The 15,815-nt window shown below is 72.7% G+C and carries 14 protein-coding genes and 1 pseudogene; 1 reads left to right on the forward strand and 14 read right to left on the reverse strand.

The window, feature by feature from the left end:
- Positions 1–21: 21 nt before the first annotated feature.
- Positions 22–1,041 carry a glycoside hydrolase family 6 protein gene (locus tag HEP85_RS15570; RefSeq protein ID WP_168528286.1) on the reverse strand — a complete coding sequence of 340 codons (1,020 nt, stop codon included), beginning with the start codon at positions 1,039–1,041 and terminating at the stop codon, positions 22–24.
- Between the two features lie 207 nt (positions 1,042–1,248).
- Here HEP85_RS15570 and HEP85_RS15575 point away from each other — a divergent pair, with 207 nt between their 5' ends.
- Positions 1,249–2,043 (forward strand): ANTAR domain-containing protein, encoded by a 795-nt coding sequence (locus HEP85_RS15575; RefSeq protein ID WP_168528287.1) that lies wholly within the window; start codon positions 1,249–1,251, stop codon positions 2,041–2,043.
- A gap of 362 nt (positions 2,044–2,405) precedes the next feature.
- On the opposite strand, the gene HEP85_RS15580 is transcribed toward HEP85_RS15575, so the two are convergent.
- The 13 genes and pseudogenes from HEP85_RS15580 to HEP85_RS15640 all read right to left on the reverse strand — a co-directional run bounded on the left by HEP85_RS15580 (position 2,406) and on the right by HEP85_RS15640 (position 15,815).
- Complete coding sequence (locus tag HEP85_RS15580; RefSeq protein ID WP_168528288.1) at positions 2,406–3,071, reverse strand: class F sortase; 666 nt, start codon at positions 3,069–3,071, stop codon at positions 2,406–2,408.
- A gap of 1 nt (position 3,072) precedes the next feature.
- The gene (locus HEP85_RS15585) at positions 3,073–3,702 is read right to left on the reverse strand and encodes a hypothetical protein (RefSeq protein ID WP_168528289.1); all 630 of its coding nucleotides are present in this window, start codon (positions 3,700–3,702) and stop codon (positions 3,073–3,075) included.
- 91 nt (positions 3,703–3,793) lie between these two features.
- Complete coding sequence (locus tag HEP85_RS15590; RefSeq protein ID WP_168528290.1) at positions 3,794–4,573, reverse strand: HAD-IIA family hydrolase; 780 nt, start codon at positions 4,571–4,573, stop codon at positions 3,794–3,796.
- 111 nt (positions 4,574–4,684) lie between these two features.
- Entirely contained in the window at positions 4,685–6,166 is a 1,482-nt protein-coding gene (locus tag HEP85_RS15595; protein ID WP_369658120.1) for an alkaline phosphatase family protein, read from the reverse strand.
- A 165-nt stretch (positions 6,167–6,331) separates the two neighbouring features.
- Positions 6,332–7,414 (reverse strand): 2-aminoethylphosphonate ABC transporter substrate-binding protein, encoded by a 1,083-nt coding sequence (locus tag HEP85_RS15600; protein ID WP_168528291.1) that lies wholly within the window; start codon positions 7,412–7,414, stop codon positions 6,332–6,334.
- Positions 7,415–7,494: 80 nt separating this feature from the next.
- On the reverse strand, positions 7,495–8,292 hold the full coding sequence (locus HEP85_RS15605) for an ABC transporter permease (protein WP_168528292.1): 798 nt from the start codon (positions 8,290–8,292) through the stop codon (positions 7,495–7,497).
- Complete coding sequence (locus HEP85_RS15610; protein WP_168528293.1) at positions 8,279–9,151, reverse strand: 2-aminoethylphosphonate ABC transporter permease subunit; 873 nt, start codon at positions 9,149–9,151, stop codon at positions 8,279–8,281. The genes HEP85_RS15605 and HEP85_RS15610 overlap by 14 nt, the downstream gene beginning before the upstream one ends.
- Positions 9,144–10,199 carry an ABC transporter ATP-binding protein gene (locus HEP85_RS15615; protein ID WP_168528294.1) on the reverse strand — a complete coding sequence of 352 codons (1,056 nt, stop codon included), beginning with the start codon at positions 10,197–10,199 and terminating at the stop codon, positions 9,144–9,146. The genes HEP85_RS15610 and HEP85_RS15615 overlap by 8 nt, the downstream gene beginning before the upstream one ends.
- A complete protein-coding gene (locus tag HEP85_RS15620) occupies positions 10,196–10,906 on the reverse strand; it encodes an HAD family hydrolase (protein ID WP_329288041.1) in 711 nt (236 codons plus the stop codon). The genes HEP85_RS15615 and HEP85_RS15620 overlap by 4 nt, the downstream gene beginning before the upstream one ends.
- Before the next feature lie 17 nt (positions 10,907–10,923).
- Positions 10,924–12,048: a TIGR03364 family FAD-dependent oxidoreductase gene (locus tag HEP85_RS15625; protein WP_168528296.1), complete on the reverse strand. Its 1,125-nt coding sequence runs from the start codon at positions 12,046–12,048 to the stop codon at positions 10,924–10,926.
- 143 nt (positions 12,049–12,191) lie between these two features.
- Positions 12,192–12,950, reverse strand: coding sequence for a GntR family transcriptional regulator (locus HEP85_RS15630; RefSeq protein ID WP_168528297.1), 759 nt, complete (start codon positions 12,948–12,950; stop codon positions 12,192–12,194).
- Positions 12,951–13,607: 657 nt separating this feature from the next.
- A pseudogene (locus HEP85_RS15635) lies at positions 13,608–14,134 on the reverse strand (hypothetical protein); the annotation flags it as partial.
- Between the two features lie 337 nt (positions 14,135–14,471).
- The gene (locus HEP85_RS15640) at positions 14,472–15,815 is read right to left on the reverse strand and encodes an ROK family protein (protein ID WP_369657728.1); all 1,344 of its coding nucleotides are present in this window, start codon (positions 15,813–15,815) and stop codon (positions 14,472–14,474) included.

Here is a 15,815-nt window from a genome sequence, read left to right on the forward strand (position 1 = left end):
GAAGCCTTCACTCGGAGGCCTTCACTCGGAGGCCTTCGCCAGCTCGAGCGCGTACTCGGGCCACCAGTCGCCCGCCTTCGGACCGCCCTTGCAGGTGCCGTCCGACTCGCCCGGCCGCTTCACCCACAGATAGGCGTCGACGAGCGGATCGGCGGTCTTCGTCGTCGGGCTCTCACCCAGCGCGCGTCCCGGCGGATTGCACCAGTTCTCGTCGGCCTCGCCGGCCGTGTACGGCCCGTTGCCGTTGCGGCTGGTGTCGATGACGAAGTGCTTGCCGCCGACCTTCGCGGACAGCCGCTTGCCGTACGCGAGCGAGTCCCGGGTCGAGTAGAAGTTGGAGACGTTCACCGCGAAGCCGTCGGCGAGATCGACGCCCGCCCGTTCGAGCGGCTGGAAGATCTGGTCGGGGTGACCCCAGCCCGCGTTGCCCGCGTCCAGGTACACCTTCGTGTTCTTCAGGGACTTGAGCTTGGTGACGGCCTCCTTCAGAAGGAAGTAGCGCTCCTCCCGCAGCGCGGCCGGAGTGCACTGGTCGACCAGGTGCAGGATCGCGTCCGGCTCCAGGACCACCGTGGCGGGCCGGTCACCGATTCCCCGGGCGACCCCGTCGATCCAGGTCCGGTAGCTGTCGCCGTCGGCGGCGCCGCCCTGCGAGAACTGGCCGCAGTCGCGGTGCGGGATGTTGTAGAGGACCAGTACGGCGGACCGGTCGGCCCGCTGGGCGGCCTGCGTGAAACCGCGCGCCTCCCGCTCCGGGTTCTCCGGCCCGATCCACTCGCCGGTCGGCCGCTCGGCGATCTTGCGGATCTGCTCGGCGTCGTCCTTCCTGCCCGCCTTGACGTACGTGGCGACCTGCTCGGCCGCGCTGCCCGCCGGGTTGACCCAGAACGGGTCGGGATTCCCGGGCCCTCGGGTGACCCCGGATCCGGCACCCTCGCTCTCGCCCCCGCCGCCCCCCGCGGACGAACACCCCGCCAACAGCAGGACCGCCCCCACCACCGCCAGGGACGCCCGTACCCCGGCCTCCTTGCCGCCGTACATGCAACTCCCCCTCGGGTGCACTGCGTTAAGGGTCAATCGTGACATAGGTGTCTCCTCGCCCACGAGAACGCCCGAGCCCTGTCGGAGAGCTGTTACAGGCCCGCACGCGCTGGGTAGGCGCCGCCGAACGGGACCCGGCACAGCGGGACGACACCGACGGAGACGACAGGGAAACGGGGGGACGACAACGGAATCGGGGTACGGGAGATGCATCTGAGCACCCGGGAGACAGGGCTCGCGGCCGCGCTGCTGGAAGCCACGGACACCCTCTCCGACAGCTTCGACACCGCGCACCATCTGCAGCGCCTGTCCGACCACTGCGTGGAGATCGTCGGCGCGCACTCCGCCGGGATCATGCTGGTCGCGGGCGGCGAGAGGGTCTCGTTCGTCGGAAGCAGCCGCCGCCAGGCCATCGCGCTGGACCTGCTGACCGTCCAGGCGGCCCCGGACCACGGCGGCCCCTGCTGGGACAGTTACGGCACGGGAAGGCCCGTACCGCACGTCCCGATCGGCGCCGCCCGGACCGCCGCCCGCTGGCCCGACTTCACCCGGCGGGCGCTGCGCCACGGCATCGCCGCGACCTTCGCGGTCCCGCTGCGCCGCCGTGAGACCCTGCTCGGCGCGCTCAACGTGTTCGTAGCCCCGCCGCCCGGCCCTCCGGAGCCGCCCGGCCGGCCGGAGTCACCCGGCGAAGAGGAGAGCGTGCGGCTGGCGCAACTGCTCGCCGAAGCGGCGGCCGCCGGACTGCACAACCAGCGGTTGCACGCGGAATACCGCGCGCTGGCGGGGCAGTTGCAGTCGGCGCTCACCCACCGCGTCCGCATGGAGCAGGCGAAGGGCATGCTCGCCGAGCGCTGGAGCACGGGGGTGGACCAGGCCTTCGCGGCACTGCGCCGGTACGCGCGCCGGCACCGGATGCCGCTCGACGAGGCCGCGGCGCGGGCGGTGGAGGGCTCGCTGGACCGGGACGGCCTGGACGCCGAACGACCCCGGCCCGTATGAGGAGTTCACCAACCAGCCCGGAAGCGGCCGTCACCTGGGCGGATCACACAGCGCCACCAGGTGTCGACTGACGTCCGACAGCCTCTAGGCCGGAACGCTCATCCGCTCTAGAGTTGGCCCGAACGGCCCAGGCCCCCGGCCAGTCGCGCCATACCGGTCATCCGGATCACCGAGCTCCTCCCCGTGGTTCGCGATGTCCGGAATGGTCTCAGAACCTCCCGCGCCGTCGCCGGGTTACTCCCGCAGCCCGTGCGTGCGCGGTCGAGGACCAGTCCGGTCGGTGGCCCCGGGGGGAGCGGGCCGCCGGCCGGGCCAGGTGTGCCGGGTCCGGGGGACCGGGCCTTACGCGGGCCGCCCCGGGTTCAGAACCCCTTGCCGGTGAGGTACGCGGACACGACCACGTTCGCGGTGTACGTACGGCGGGTCCGGTCGAAGGTGCCGCCGCAGGTGACGAGCCTCAGCTCGGCCCGCCCCGACTGCCGTGGCCCGTAGGCCTGTTGGGCGTCGAAATGATCGCGCGGGAAGACCGCGACGTCGTCCACGGTGAACTCGGCGACGGTCCCGTCGTCGCGCATGACCCGGACCGTCTGGCCCGGCCGCATCGCGCTGAGCTTGTAGAAGACCGCGGGCCGGGTCTCGGTGTCGACGTGCCCCACGAACAGCGCGGTCCCGGCCGACCCCGGCTGCACTCCGGCGGCGTACCAGCCGACGACGCCCGGCTGCTCGTAGGGCGGCGGATCGATGGCGCCCTGTGTGTCGAGGCCGCGGGCCACGACCGGCGCCCGCACCCCCATCGACGGAATGTCGACGCGCTGGGGCCGCGCCCCGCCGAGCGGCTTCAGCGGGGGAGGCATCCGCACCTCCGGCGGCCGTCCCACCGCCGCGATGTCTCCCGTGGTCGGTGCCGACATCCCCAGCCGTACGTCGGTCACCTCCCGGCCCCACAGCCACAGTCCGATCAGCAGCAGCACCCAGGCGAAGCCCGTCAGCAGCCGCCCCGCACCTGAGAAACGCTCCCTGTCCGGCATGTCACTCCGAGGTGTCCCGGCCGCGGCGGGCGCTGCGCAGCGCCACGGCCACCGCGGCGACGCCCGCGAGGACGAGACCGATCACCGCCTGGCGGGTCCCGGGTCCGGTCGCCCGCGCGTCCACGGCCACGGTGTGCGTGCCGTTTCCGTCGGCGCGCGCGGTGCCGCCACCGCCCGCGTGCACCGGGGCGATGGGCGAGGCGGGGACCGGGAGCGACGCGGGGGCGGAGCGCGTGGAGAGCGGTTCCGCCTGCCCGGTGACGGTCACGGTGCCCGTGACCTGCCGCGGGCCCTGCCCGCCCTCGCAGCCGACCGTCACGTCGTAGCTGCCGGGCGACAGCGAGGTGCGGACCCGGGTCTCGCCGGTGAGCACGCCGTCCGAACCCGTGAGCCGCGCGTCCGACACGAACGCGGTGGACGCGGCGGTGCCCGTGCTTCCCGTGCAGCCCTGTGCCCGCAGCCGGATGTCGCTGCCGGGCGCGGGGACCGCGGGTGTCACCGAGACGCCCGCCGTGTCACTTCGGGGAGCGGTCGCGTACGCGGCGGGGGCCGGCGCGGCCAGGTAGGCGGTGGGAGTCAGCACGGCCGCGACGACCGCACCGGTGCAGAGAGTGAGTTTCCGTGAACCCATCGTGAACCTCCAGATATCTGGAGACTCCCCCCGCGGGCCGCACGACGCATCCGCTGACGCCGACGACTACTCCGGACGGGTCACAAATGGTTTAGACCCGGTCGACGAGGTCCGCGATCGAGTCGACGATCCTCGAGGGCCGGAACGGGTACTTCTCGATCTCCTCGCGCGTGGTGAGACCGGTCAGTACCAGGTAGGTCTCCATCCCCGCCTCCAGTCCGGCCAGCACGTCGGTGTCCATGCGGTCGCCGATCATCGCGCTGGTCTCGGAGTGCGCCCCGATGGCGTTCAGGCCCGTCCGCATCATCAGCGGGTTCGGCTTGCCCGCGAAGTACGGCTGCTTTCCGGTCGCCTTGGTGATCAGCGCGGCGACGGCGCCGGTGGCGGGCAGCGGGCCCTCGGTGGACGGGCCGGTCTCGTCGGGGTTGGTCGCGATGAACCGGGCGCCGCCCTTGATCAGCCGGACCGCCTGGGTCATGGCCTCGAAGGAGTAGGTGCGGGTCTCGCCGAGGACCACGTAGTCCGGCTCGTGGTCGGTCAGGACGTACCCGATGTCGTGCAGCGCGGTGGTCAGACCCGCCTCGCCGATGACGTAGGCGGTGCCGCCGGGGCGCTGGGCGTCCAGGAACTTGGCGGTGGCGAGGGCGGAGGTCCAGATGTTCTCCACCGGGACGTCCAGGCCCATGCGGCGGAGCCGGGCGTGCAGGTCACGGGCGGTGTAGATGGAGTTGTTCGTGAGCACCAGGAACGGCTTCCCGGACTCCCGCAGCCTTTTGATGAAGGCGTCGGCGCCGGGGATCGGCACACCCTCGTGGATGAGCACACCGTCCATGTCGGTGAGCCACGACTCGATGGGCTTGCGCTCTGACATCTGCTGGGTCTCCTGCCGTCCTGGCGTTCGTACGCACTGGATCCGGGGGCGCCGGAACGACGCTGTGCCGACGCCCCCCAGCCTAGTCAGGGCCGTACGGTCCCGAGCTGGTCAGGCCTGTTCGATCCGCACCCCGTCGATCACCCAGTACCAGTTGTTGCCGCCGGTGTAGCGGAACCGGACGCGGGCCGTCTTCGCTCCGGCCGGCACCTGGAGGGCGACGGTCTCGGTGCGGGAGGGCACATCGGCCGTGTACGTCCTCACCGCGACCGGCGCGGCGCCGTCGTAGGAGACGAGCACCTCGCCCTTCTGCGGGGCCTCCTGGCGGTAGTACGTGGTGTAGGTGAGCGTGGCCGTGGTGCCGCCGGTGACCGGGTGGGCGGGGCTGACCAGGGTCGAGTCGAAGGTGCCCGTCACGCTCTTGTCGTTCCACTCGTCGCCGTCGGCCACCGCGAAGACGTTGCGGGCCCGGACGTTGGACTCGCGCTGCTGGTCGGCCTGGGCCGCGGTCCAGAACTCGTCCGTGGTGAAGGACCAGCCGCGCCACTCCGTGACGCCGCCCGTGCCCATCGCGGAGTTGTCGACCGACCAGCCGGCGGGCGGGGTGTGGGTGAAGCCCAGGATGCCGGCGTCGATGCCGGTCTCGTCGACGCGCGTCCCCAACCGGGGGCGCAGCGTGTCGAAGTCGTCGGCCACCGGCTGCTGGAGAGGCCGTCCGTCCAGGCCCCAGGCCGGGTCGATCGCGATGCCGAGGTGGGCGAGCGCGGAGGCCGCGACGTCGGGCATCTTGATGTCGTGGCGCACCGATCCGGGCGCTGTCCCGGCCCCGGTCGCGATCATGAAGGTCTGCCGCTCGGGCCGGCTGGAGCCGCCGTGGCCGCCCGCGTCGGTGTGTCCGTGGTCGGCGGTGATCATGATCAGCCAGTCCTCGTTCGGGTACGAGGCACGGCCCTTGACCGCGGCGACCAGCTGTCCGACCTGGGTGTCGACGCCGTGGATGGCGTCCAGGTACTGCTGGCCGGCCGCGCCGTAGCTGTGGCCGGCGTGGTCGACGTTGTCGAGCTGGACGAAGACCGCGTCCGGGTTGGCGTCCCGCAGCCGTGCCACCGCGCGCGAGGTCGTGCCGGTGTCGTACTCGGCGCTGGGCGTGGACACCCGGGTGTCGACCTTCGACGAGAAGACCGTGTCGGTGAGCGGCGCCCAGGACGAGACGGCGTACGTGCTCAGGGACGGCTTCGCTGTCTCGATCCGGGTGAGGAAGTCCGGGTACTGGGCGAACTTCTGGCCGGTGAAGTTGTTGTCCTTGACGTTGTGCTTGTCGGGCCAGACGCCGGTGATGATCGTGGACCAGCCGGGGCCGGACAGGGTGGGTGCGAAGGGGCTGGCGTAGATGCTGCTGGGCGCGGTGAGGCCCGCGGCCATCAGGGCGTCGAGGTTCGGGGCGTCGGCGTCCTTGATCCGGTTCAGCAGGGTGCCGTCCAGACCGATGACCAGGACCTTGGGCGTCCTGGCGGCGGCGCGGGCGACGGCGGAGAGCGGTCCGGCGGAGGCCGCGAGGGCGGCCACCGAGACGAGCAGCGAGCGACGGGACATGCGTGACGACACGTGGTCCTCCGGTGAGGGCTGTGGGGCACGGATGAGGGGGGTGGGGCGAAGGCGAACGGTAAGCGCGGCCGACGGTTCGGGCGGCGCTTCGGGCATGGCGACGCCCCCGGTGGTTCCAGGGGCGTCGCGGGGTGGGGCGTGGGGCCGGGGGCGTCAGCTGCCCGTGGCCGACTTCCAGTCGTCGACGTACGACGTGAGGTTCTTGTCGATGTCGGCCCAGTCCGGCGCGAAGACCTCGACCCCGTCCATGAGCTTGGTCAGGGCGATGGCGTTGGCGTCGGTGGCCTTGACGTCCCCCCGCGCGGAGAAGCCGCCGCCGATCTCACTGACCTGCTGCTGCGCCTTGGCGGAGAGCATGAAGTCGAGGAGCTTCTTGCCGTTCTCGCTGTGCGGCGCCTTGGTGACGAGGCCTCCGGCGTAGGGGAGCGCGAAGGTGGTGGGCTTACCTGCGGCGTCGGCGGCCTTGTCGGTGGCCTGCGGGAACCAGATGCCGAGGTTCGGCATGTCCTTGGACTGCGCGTAGTTCATCTGGACGTCGCCGTTGGCGACCAGCAGTTCGCCCTTGTCGACCTTGGGGGCGAGCTTGCCGGTGGAGGCGGACGGGCCGACGTTGTTGGCCTGGAGCTTCTTCAGGTAGGCGAGCGCCGCTCCCTTGCCGCCGAAGTCGTGGATCGCCTTGATGAGGACGGCGGTTCCGTCACCGGCGACACCCGGGGTGGAGTACTGGAGCTTGTTCTTGTACGACGCGTCGAGCAACTGGTCCCAGTTGGTGGGCGCCTGCTTCAGCTCCTTCTTGTTGTAGACGAAGCCGAAGTAGTTGTTGACGACGGAGGTCCAGGTGCCGTCGGTGGCCTTGTCGGCGCCGTCGACCTGGTCGGAGCCCTTCGGGGTGTACTTCTGCAGCAGTCCCTTGCCGTCGGCCTGCTGGATGAACGGCGGGAGGGTGACGAGGACGTCGGCCTGCGGGTTGGTCTTCTCACGCACGGCGCGCTGGACCACCTCGCCCGAACCGCCCTCCACGTACTTGACCTTGATCCCGGTCTGCTTCTCGAAGTCCTTGAAGACCTGGTCGTACCAGCCGTCGCCGTTCTCGCCCTTGAGGCCGTCGGCGCTGTAGACGGTGACGACCTTGGCGTCCGCGGCCGCGGAGTCGCCACCGCAGGCGGTGAGGGTGGAGGCGAGGGCGAGGCCGCCGACGACGGCGGCGATCGACTTGAGGTGCGTGTTTGTGGGCATGGCGAGATGAACTCCTTGCGCGGCGGGGCGGGACGGGGCGGTGACGAACGGGATCGGTGGATCGGTCGGTCAGCGGGAGGTCAGCGGTAGGTCGCCCTGGTGCGGATCCGGGAGACGGCGAACAGGACGAGCACGGTGGCGGTCATGAGGACCACGGCGAGCGCGGAACCGGTGAAGAGGGCGCCACGGTCCGTGGCGGCGTAGATCTGGACGGGGAGCGGTGTCCAGTCGGGCGGGTAGAGCATCATGGTGGCGCTCAACTCGCCCATGGACAGGGCGAAGCAAAGGCCGGCCGCGGCGGTCAGCGAGGGCAGCAGCAGCGGCAGCCGCACCCGCCACAGCACGTACGAGGGCCGGGCGCCGAGCGAGGCGGCGGCCTGTTCGTACGCCGGGTCGAGACGCACGACGGCGGCCGACACCGACTGGTGGGCGAACGCCGTGACAAGGACGGCATGCGCGAGGATGACGATCCACCGGGTGCCGTTGAGCAGCACCGGCGGCTTGGAGAAGGCGACGAGGACCGCCAGGCCGACGACGACCGAGGGCACGGCGACCGGCAGCATGAACAGCGCGTCGAGGACGCGGGCGCCCCGTTTCCTGAGGGCGTGCGCGGCGAGCGCCGCCCAGGTGCCGACGACCAGCGCGAGGACGCTCGCGGTGAGCGCCGTGACCAGGCTGGTGGTCAGGGCCTGGAGCGACTCGCCGCGGGTGGCGGCCGTGTAGTGCCCGGTCGTGAAGCCGGACGGGAAGGCGCTCGACCAATTGGTGGCGAACGAGGCAGCCAGGACGACGAGGAGCGGCAGCGCGAACAGGGGCAGGAAGAGCAGGAAGAACACGGCCCAGGTGGCCCACTTCCCCTTGCGGCTATGCACCAGCACGACGGCTCACCACCCGGTACAGGCCGTAGAGGCCCACGGAGATCAGGACGTTGACGACGGCGACGACACAGGCGCCCGGGTAGTCGGACTCCAGGATCGCCTTGCTGTAGACGAGCATCGGCAGGGTCGTGACCCCCTTCGCGCCGGTGAACAGGACGATCCCGAACTCGTTGAGACACAGCACCAGGACGAGGCTGCCGCCGGCCGCGAGCGCGGGCAGCGCCTCGGGCAGGATCACCTGCCGCACGATCCGCGCGGGCCGCGCCCCCAGCGACGACGCCACCTCCAGCTGGGCGGTCTCGATGTTCGAGAACGCGGCGAGCAGGGGGCGCATCACGAACGGGGTGAAGTACGTGATCTCGGCGAGCAGGACGCCCCACGGTGTGGTGAGGAACCGGAACGGCCCCTCGGCGGTGCCGGTCGCGTCCGTCCACAGTCCGTTGGCGATGCCCACGCTGCCGTAGAGGAAGAGCAGGGCGAGGGTGATGAGGAAGGACGGGAAGGACAGGAAGACGTCGATGAACCGCGCGACGGCCTTTCCGCCGGGGAACGGCACGAACGCGATGACCAGGGCGAGCGCGAACCCGAGGACGAGACATCCGGCCGTCGAGCCGACCGCCAGCCACACGGTGGTGCCGAGCGCCTCCCGGAAGGCGGTGGAGGCGAACACGTCGCCGTACGCCTGCGCCGAGGTGCCTCCCGTGTCCGGCCGGAAGGACTGCTGGACGACGAGGGCGAGGGGGTAGAGGAAGACGAGGCCGAGGACGGCGACGGGCGGCAGGGCCCAGGCCCACGGCGGTATCCGCCGGCGGGACCCGGCGGGCGCCGGCACGGGGGCGGTGGCCACGGCGCTAGCCATCCGCGGTCACCCCCGCCGACAGCAGTACGGCGTCGTCGGGCGCGAAGTGCAGCGTCACCGGGTCGCCGTGGACGGGGGGTTCGCGCAGCTCGCGGAGGTCCGCCATCACCCGGTGGCCCGCCACGTCGACGTACAGCCGGTGGGTGGAGCCGCGCCACTGCACCTCGCTGACGGTCCCGGTGACCTGGTTGGGTCCGGGGCCGAGGCCGACGAGGTGGGGCCGTACGCACAGGGTCGCCGAGGCGCCGGGCGCGGCGTCCGCGGTGTCGGCCTTCAGCTCGGTCCCGGCGAGGGAGACGGTCCCGGATCCGACGGTCACGGGCAGCAGGTTGGCGTTGCCCACGAAGGACGCCGTGAACTCGGTCCGCGGCGCCCGGTACAGCTCCTGCGGTGTCCCGCAGTCCCGCAGCCGCGCCCGGTCCATGACCGCGATCCGGTCGGCCAGGGTGAGTGCCTCGACCTGGTCGTGGGTGACGTACAGGATCGACACGTCCGGCAACTCGCGGTGCAGTCGGGCGAGTTCGGCGAGCATTCCGGAGCGCAGCTGCGCGTCGAGGGCGGACAGCGGCTCGTCGAGGAGGAGCACGCCGGGCCGGATGGCGAGCGCCCGCGCGATGGCGACGCGCTGCTGCTGTCCGCCGGACAGCTCCCGGGGACGGCGCCGGGCGTAGGCCGCCATCCCGGTCATCTCCAGCGCCTCGGCGACCCGCCCGCGGATCTCGCTCCTGGCGACCTTCCGCGCCTTGAGCCCGAAGGCGACGTTGTCCTCGACGCGCAGGTGCGGGAAGAGCGCGTACTGCTGCACCACCATGCCGATGCCACGCCGGTGGGGCGGCAGGTCGGTCACGTCCCGGTCGCCGATGAACACCCGCCCGGAGGCGGGCCGTACGAACCCGGCGACGGCCCGCAGCGCGGTGGTCTTCCCGGATCCGGAGGGCCCGAGCAGCGCCATGACCTCGCCGGGTTCGACGGTCAGGTCGAGGGCGTCGAGGACCGTGGTGCCGTCGTAGGCGACGGACACCCGGTCGAAGCGGATTCCGCTGGTCATCGCCCGTCCCCGCCGGGCCGGTCCGATCCGAGGAGCAGGGCGGGCAGTTCGGCAACGGAGCCGAGCACGTGCCCGGCTCCGGCGGCGCGCAGTGCCGCGTCGTCGTGCGCGCCGGTCAGCACGCCGGCGACCAGGCCGGCCCCGGCGCGCACCCCGCTGAGCATGTCGTACGAGGTGTCGCCCACGACCGCGATCTGCTGGACGCCGTCGGCGGCCCCCGTCCGCAGGAAGGCCTCCAGGACCATGTCGGGGTACGGGCGTCCCCGGCCCCCCGCGTCCGCCGGGCACAGGGTGAGCGGCACCAGGTCCTGCCAGCCCAGGGCGTCGAGGATCGCGTCCTGGGTGACACGGGCGAACCCGGTGCTCAGCACGACGGTCCGCCCGGCCCCGGTGAGTGCCTCGATCGCCTCGCGCGCTCCGGCGACCGGCGCGATGTGCCCGCCGTCGACGAGTTCCCCGTAGGCCTTCTCGAAGGCGGAGTTGGCCCGCTGGGCGAGGGGTTCCTCGCCGAACAGGTGCCGGAAGACGGAGATCTTGGACTCGCCCATGGTGGCCCGGACGTAGTCCAGCTTCTCGGCGTGGTCCGCGGATCCGGGCTCGACGCCCAGTTCCCCGGCGGCCACCGCGAACGCCCGCTCCACCAGGCCGCCGTCGGCGACGGTGGTGCCGGCCATGTCGAGGACGACGAGCCGTGTGTCCCTGGTCATTTCCTTCACCCTCTCTTTCACCATCCCAGTTCGTTGGCTGTGGTCTCGGCGATCGCCGGTGAACAGGTCATTCCGCGCCCGCCGGGCCCGGTGACGAGCCACACCCCGTCCCGCACACGCTGCCGGTGCACGACCCGGCTGGTGTCCGTGCACTGCGCGTACACCCCGGCCCAGCGACGCCGGATCTTCGGCAGCGGGCGCCCGAGGAAGGACTCGACGACCTCGGTGAGGTGGTCGTAGGGGTCTTCGAGGGTGTCGAAGGCGAAGGGGTGTTCGTACTCGTGGGTGTCGCCGATGGTCAGTCCGCCGTCCGCGCGCTGCACCATGAGCAGCTGCATCCGGTGCTCGGCGGCGGTCGGGGCCTGCGGCTGGAGCGTGTTGAGCTCGTCCAGGGCGGGGCCGCGGTAGGCGGGGTAGTACCGGAAGCTGTCGGCGTCGGCGACCGAGGTCGTGAGCGGCTCGCCGAGGGGGTCGGTCTGCATCATCTGCAGCCGTACGCGCCGCACGGGCAGCTCGGGACCGGCCAGCTCCCGTACGAGACCGCCGAGCCAGGCTCCCGTGCACAGCACGACGACGTCACCGGTGTGCACGTCCCCGTGGTCGTCGCGCACGGCGTGCTCACCGATCACGTCCCGGACCTCGCGCCCCGGCAGGAAGGTGTAGCCCGGGGACCGCAGCAGCTGTTCGCGCAGGGCGAGCTGGGCGGTGCGGGGCTCGACGGCGGCGTCGCGCTCGCAGTACAGGGCGGCGTCGAACGTCCCCCGCAGCGCCGGGTTCACCGCGCGCGCCTCGTCGGGCGTGAACAGCTTGTAGCCGCGGGCGGCGGCGTCCGTACGGGTCAGGGCGGCCTCGGCGACTGCGAGCTCGCGCTCCCCCCGCAGCGGGGTCAGCGATCCGTTGGCCCGGAAGCCGAGGCCGGGCACGCGCGCCCCGATCGACTCCCACAGCTCCCGCGCCCGCAGGGCGGTCTCGAGTTCCTCTCCTCCGGCACGGCCGCTCACCCAGATCTGCCCGAAGTTGCGCAGCGAGGCCCCACGGGCCTCCGCCTCGCGCTCGATCTGGACGACCTCGTGGCCGCGCTCCACTGCGTGCCAGGCATGCAGGGTGCCCACCACTCCGGCTCCGACAACTATCACTCTCACGACGGCAACGCTCCTCGGTACGGGGGAATCGGAAGGGTCCGGACTGCAACCAGATGGTGAACTGCCCATCACGTTTGGGCTAGACCCGTTATCTTGTCGTTATAAAAAGGGGCGGGCCGGAGCCCGCCCGAACATGGCTCCGATCATCCTCCCAGGTGGGCCGTGAAGGAGAAGCGGTCCCCCCGGTACAGCGTCCGCACCCGCTCCAGCGGCCGCCGCTCCGTGTCCCGCGAGACACGGTGGATCAGGATCATCGGCAGGGCCGGCGGCGTACCGATGAGCAGCGCCTCGCGCGGGGTGGCCAGCACGGTCTCGATGCGTTCGTCCGCGTCGCCGAACGCGATACCGAGCCGGTCGTGGAGGTACGCGTAGAAGGACGAGTCCGGCGTGAAGTCGCGGTCGAGGTGCGGTACGCGCGCCACGGCGACATACGTGCTCTCCAGCCCGACCCGCTCGTCGTCCGCCAGCAGCACACGCTCCATGTGCCAGACGGGCTCGCCGCGCGTGAGCCCCGCCTCCGCCGCGAGCGTCTCGGAACAGGGGAAACGATCGAGACTGATCAGCGTACGGCCGGGGGTGCGCCCCTGCCGCCGGACGCCCTCGGTGTAGCTCGCGAGGGAGAGCGGCTGCTCCAGTTTCGGCCCCGCGACGACCGTCCCGCGCCCCTGCCGCCGCAGCTTCCCTTCGAGCAGCAGCTCGCGCAGGGCCTGGCGTACGGTCTCGCGGGCGACCCCGTACTGCTCGGCGAGGTCCCGCTCGGTCGGCAGGAGGCCGCCTTCGCCCAACTCCTCGATCAGCAGGGCGATGTGCGCCTTCACCGCGTAGTACTTGGGGATGCGGCCGTGCTCCGGGATGCCGGAGCGGACGGGGGCGCCGGGGGCCTGGTCGTTCGGGTAGTCCACGGGTGGGATGGTCGCAGACGGAACGCGCGGCCGCGCTCGCGGGAGGGTTCAGCGGGGTTCGGACCGGGCCCGGACCGAAGACTCAGCGACGTACGGGCCAGGCCCCGACCGAAGACTCAGCGACGTACGGACCAGGCCCCGACCGAAGACTCAGCGACGACCGGACCGGGCCCGGCGGGCCACCACGAACAGGGCGACGCCGGTCGCGAACACGCCGATCACGCCCGCCACGCCGAATCCGTGCGGGGCGCCGGGACCGGTCTCGGCGAGCTCGTCCGCGGCGGAGCCTGGGCCGGTGCCCCCGTCGCCGTCCGTACCCCCGCCCGCACCTCCGTCGCCCGTACTTCCGTCGCCGCCCGTCCCCCCGTCGCTGCCACCACCGCCCGTGCTTAAGGCGCTGGACCCGCCCCCGCCGGTCGCGGCACCCGCGCCGGTACCGGCATCGCCGGTCCCGCCGCTGCCACCGCCCTGGTCGGGGGTGGCACTGCCTCCTCCGTCGCCACCGCCACTCCCCCCTCCGTCGCCACCGTTGCCCCCGCCGCTTCCCCCTCCGTCGCCACCGCCGCTGCCGCCCCCGCCGTTCCCCCCACCGGTGCCGCCGCCGTCGGTGCGGCCGTGGTTCTCCGCGGTCCCGGGGACGTCGCCGTCACCGCCGTCGATCCGGAACCGGTAGTCGTTCGACTCCCCCACCCAGTTCCCGTCGTCGCCGCGCCGCTGGACGACCGCCGCGTTGGCGACGACGTCGTTCGGCACGGCGTCCGAGGTCACGGACAACCGGACCTTCACGGTGACCGTCCGGCCAGGCCCCACCGTGAACCCCGGGAACCCGTCGTCGAACGCCCCGACGTTCTCGTCCTCGTCGCTCGTCTCGAACGTGACCGGATGCGGCTTCTCGCCCTCGAAGAACTCCATCCGCGTCTGCTTCGGCCGCAGCGCCCGCTTGCCGTCCACCAGCACGACGACCGGATGGATGTCGCCGCAGGTGTGCGCCGTGGTGTTGGTCAGGTCGATGTACCAGGTCCCGAAGCCACCACCGGCCTCGAAGGTGCCGGGCCCCCGTGGATCCGGGTCTTGACCGGGAAGGCACGGGTGTCGGGGGCGGCACAGGTGGGACCGGGGACCGCGGGGGCGACGCGCGCGTGCGCGGGAGTGGGCGCGAGGGCGAGGGCGAGGGCGAGACCCAGGGCGGAGCGCGGCGGCGGCCGGGGCGAGCGGGAGGCGGTTCAGGACAGGCGGGAGGGACGGGCGCGGTCGCATGAAGGGCCTTTGCCGATCGAGGACGGTGGGGACCAGGAGCGTCAGGCGGTAACGGGCAACGGCACGCGAGACCCTGCCACTCCCACCCGGCGGCCCCGCGTCGCCACGCCCGCCGGTGGCCCCGATCGGCCGCGGAAATCCCCTCGAACAGCGGACCGGGGAAGCGCGGAGGACGAGCGAGCGAACCCGTGCCCGCGCCTCCCGCTCGGGGCGGGGCTCCGGTTCCGCGGTCCTCGGCGCCCTCGTCACCCTCGCTGGCCGCCTTTACGCCTCAGCCTCTCCCCGCCCGAACAGCGGGGCCAGCAACAACTGCGCCGCCCCTCCGCCACCCCGCGCGCCCCGCCGAGCGATCCGCACCGGAACCGTGTCCGTGCCCTCCCGCCGGGCCCGCTCCCCCAGCACCGCGCCGACACCCCGTACGAAGGCCTCCTGATGAGCCGCGACCGTACGGCCGCCGAGCAGCACCAGGTCGATGTCCAGCAGCCCGACCAGATTCGCGGCCCCCGCGCCCAGCACGCGAGCCGCCTCGTCCACGGCCCCGCGTCCCACCGCGGCAAGGCACAGCGCCTCGACGCAGCCACGGTTGCCGCAGTCGCACAGGGGGCCGTCCAGCTGGATGACCTGGTGCCCGAACTCCCCCGCTCCGGTACGGGCGCCCCGGTGCACGGCCCCGCCGAACACGAGCCCGGCCCCGAGCCCGGTACCGAGATGCAGATAGGCGAACGCCGCCTCCGCGCCCGCGCGAACGCCGCCGCCGCTCCGGCCGCCGTCGACTCCGCCATCCCCCACCCGGTCACGGCCGCCGACGCGGTCCCCGGGACGGTCGCCGGTTCCGTCACTGCCGCCGCCACGGTCCCCGGCGCGGTCGCCGGTTCCGTCACTGCCGTCGCCGTAGCTGTCGCCGTCGCCGCGCCCGGCCCCCGGTTCACGCACCGGTCCACAGCCGCCCACCGCCAGCCCCAGTGCCGCCGCGTTGGTGTCCTTGTCCACCACCACCGGCACCCCGAGCCGCCCCGCCAGCGTGTCCCGCAGCGGGAACCCGTCCCACTCCGGAAACCCCGTGACCCGGTGCAGCGTCCCCCGCGCGTGGTCGAGCGGTCCGGGCAGCGCGACGCCCACCCCCAGGACGGACACGCCGGCTCCCTCGATCAGCGCCTCGACCTCCCGAGCCGCCCCTTCGACGACGGCCCCGCCCCGGCCCCCCAGGCCGAGCGGCACCCTCCGCTCGGCGACCACCGCGCCCGCGAGATCGCAGAGCACCGCCGTCAGCTCGTCCCGGTCGAGGTGGAGCCCGACCGCGTACCCGGCCTCGGGGACGAGCCGCAGCACGGTACGCGGCTTGCCGCCCGTCGAGGCCAGCTGTCCCGCCTCCGCCGCCAGCCCCTCCGCCCGCAGCCGGGCGGTGATCTTACTGACCGCCTGCGGGGTCAGCCCGGTGCGCTCGGCGAGTTCGAGACGGCTGATGCCCGTCGTGCCCGCCGTCCGCAGCAGGTCGAGCACGAGCGCCCCGTTGTGGCTGCGCAGGGCGAGCAGATTCGCCCCCGCCCCCTCGAGCCGCCCCGCCAGGCTCGCTCCCGACTCCCCGCTGGTCCTGTTCACGTACGCCAT

The sequence above is a fragment of the Streptomyces sp. RPA4-2 genome, from assembly GCF_012273515.2.
GTDB lineage: Bacteria > Actinomycetota > Actinomycetes > Streptomycetales > Streptomycetaceae > Streptomyces > Streptomyces kaempferi.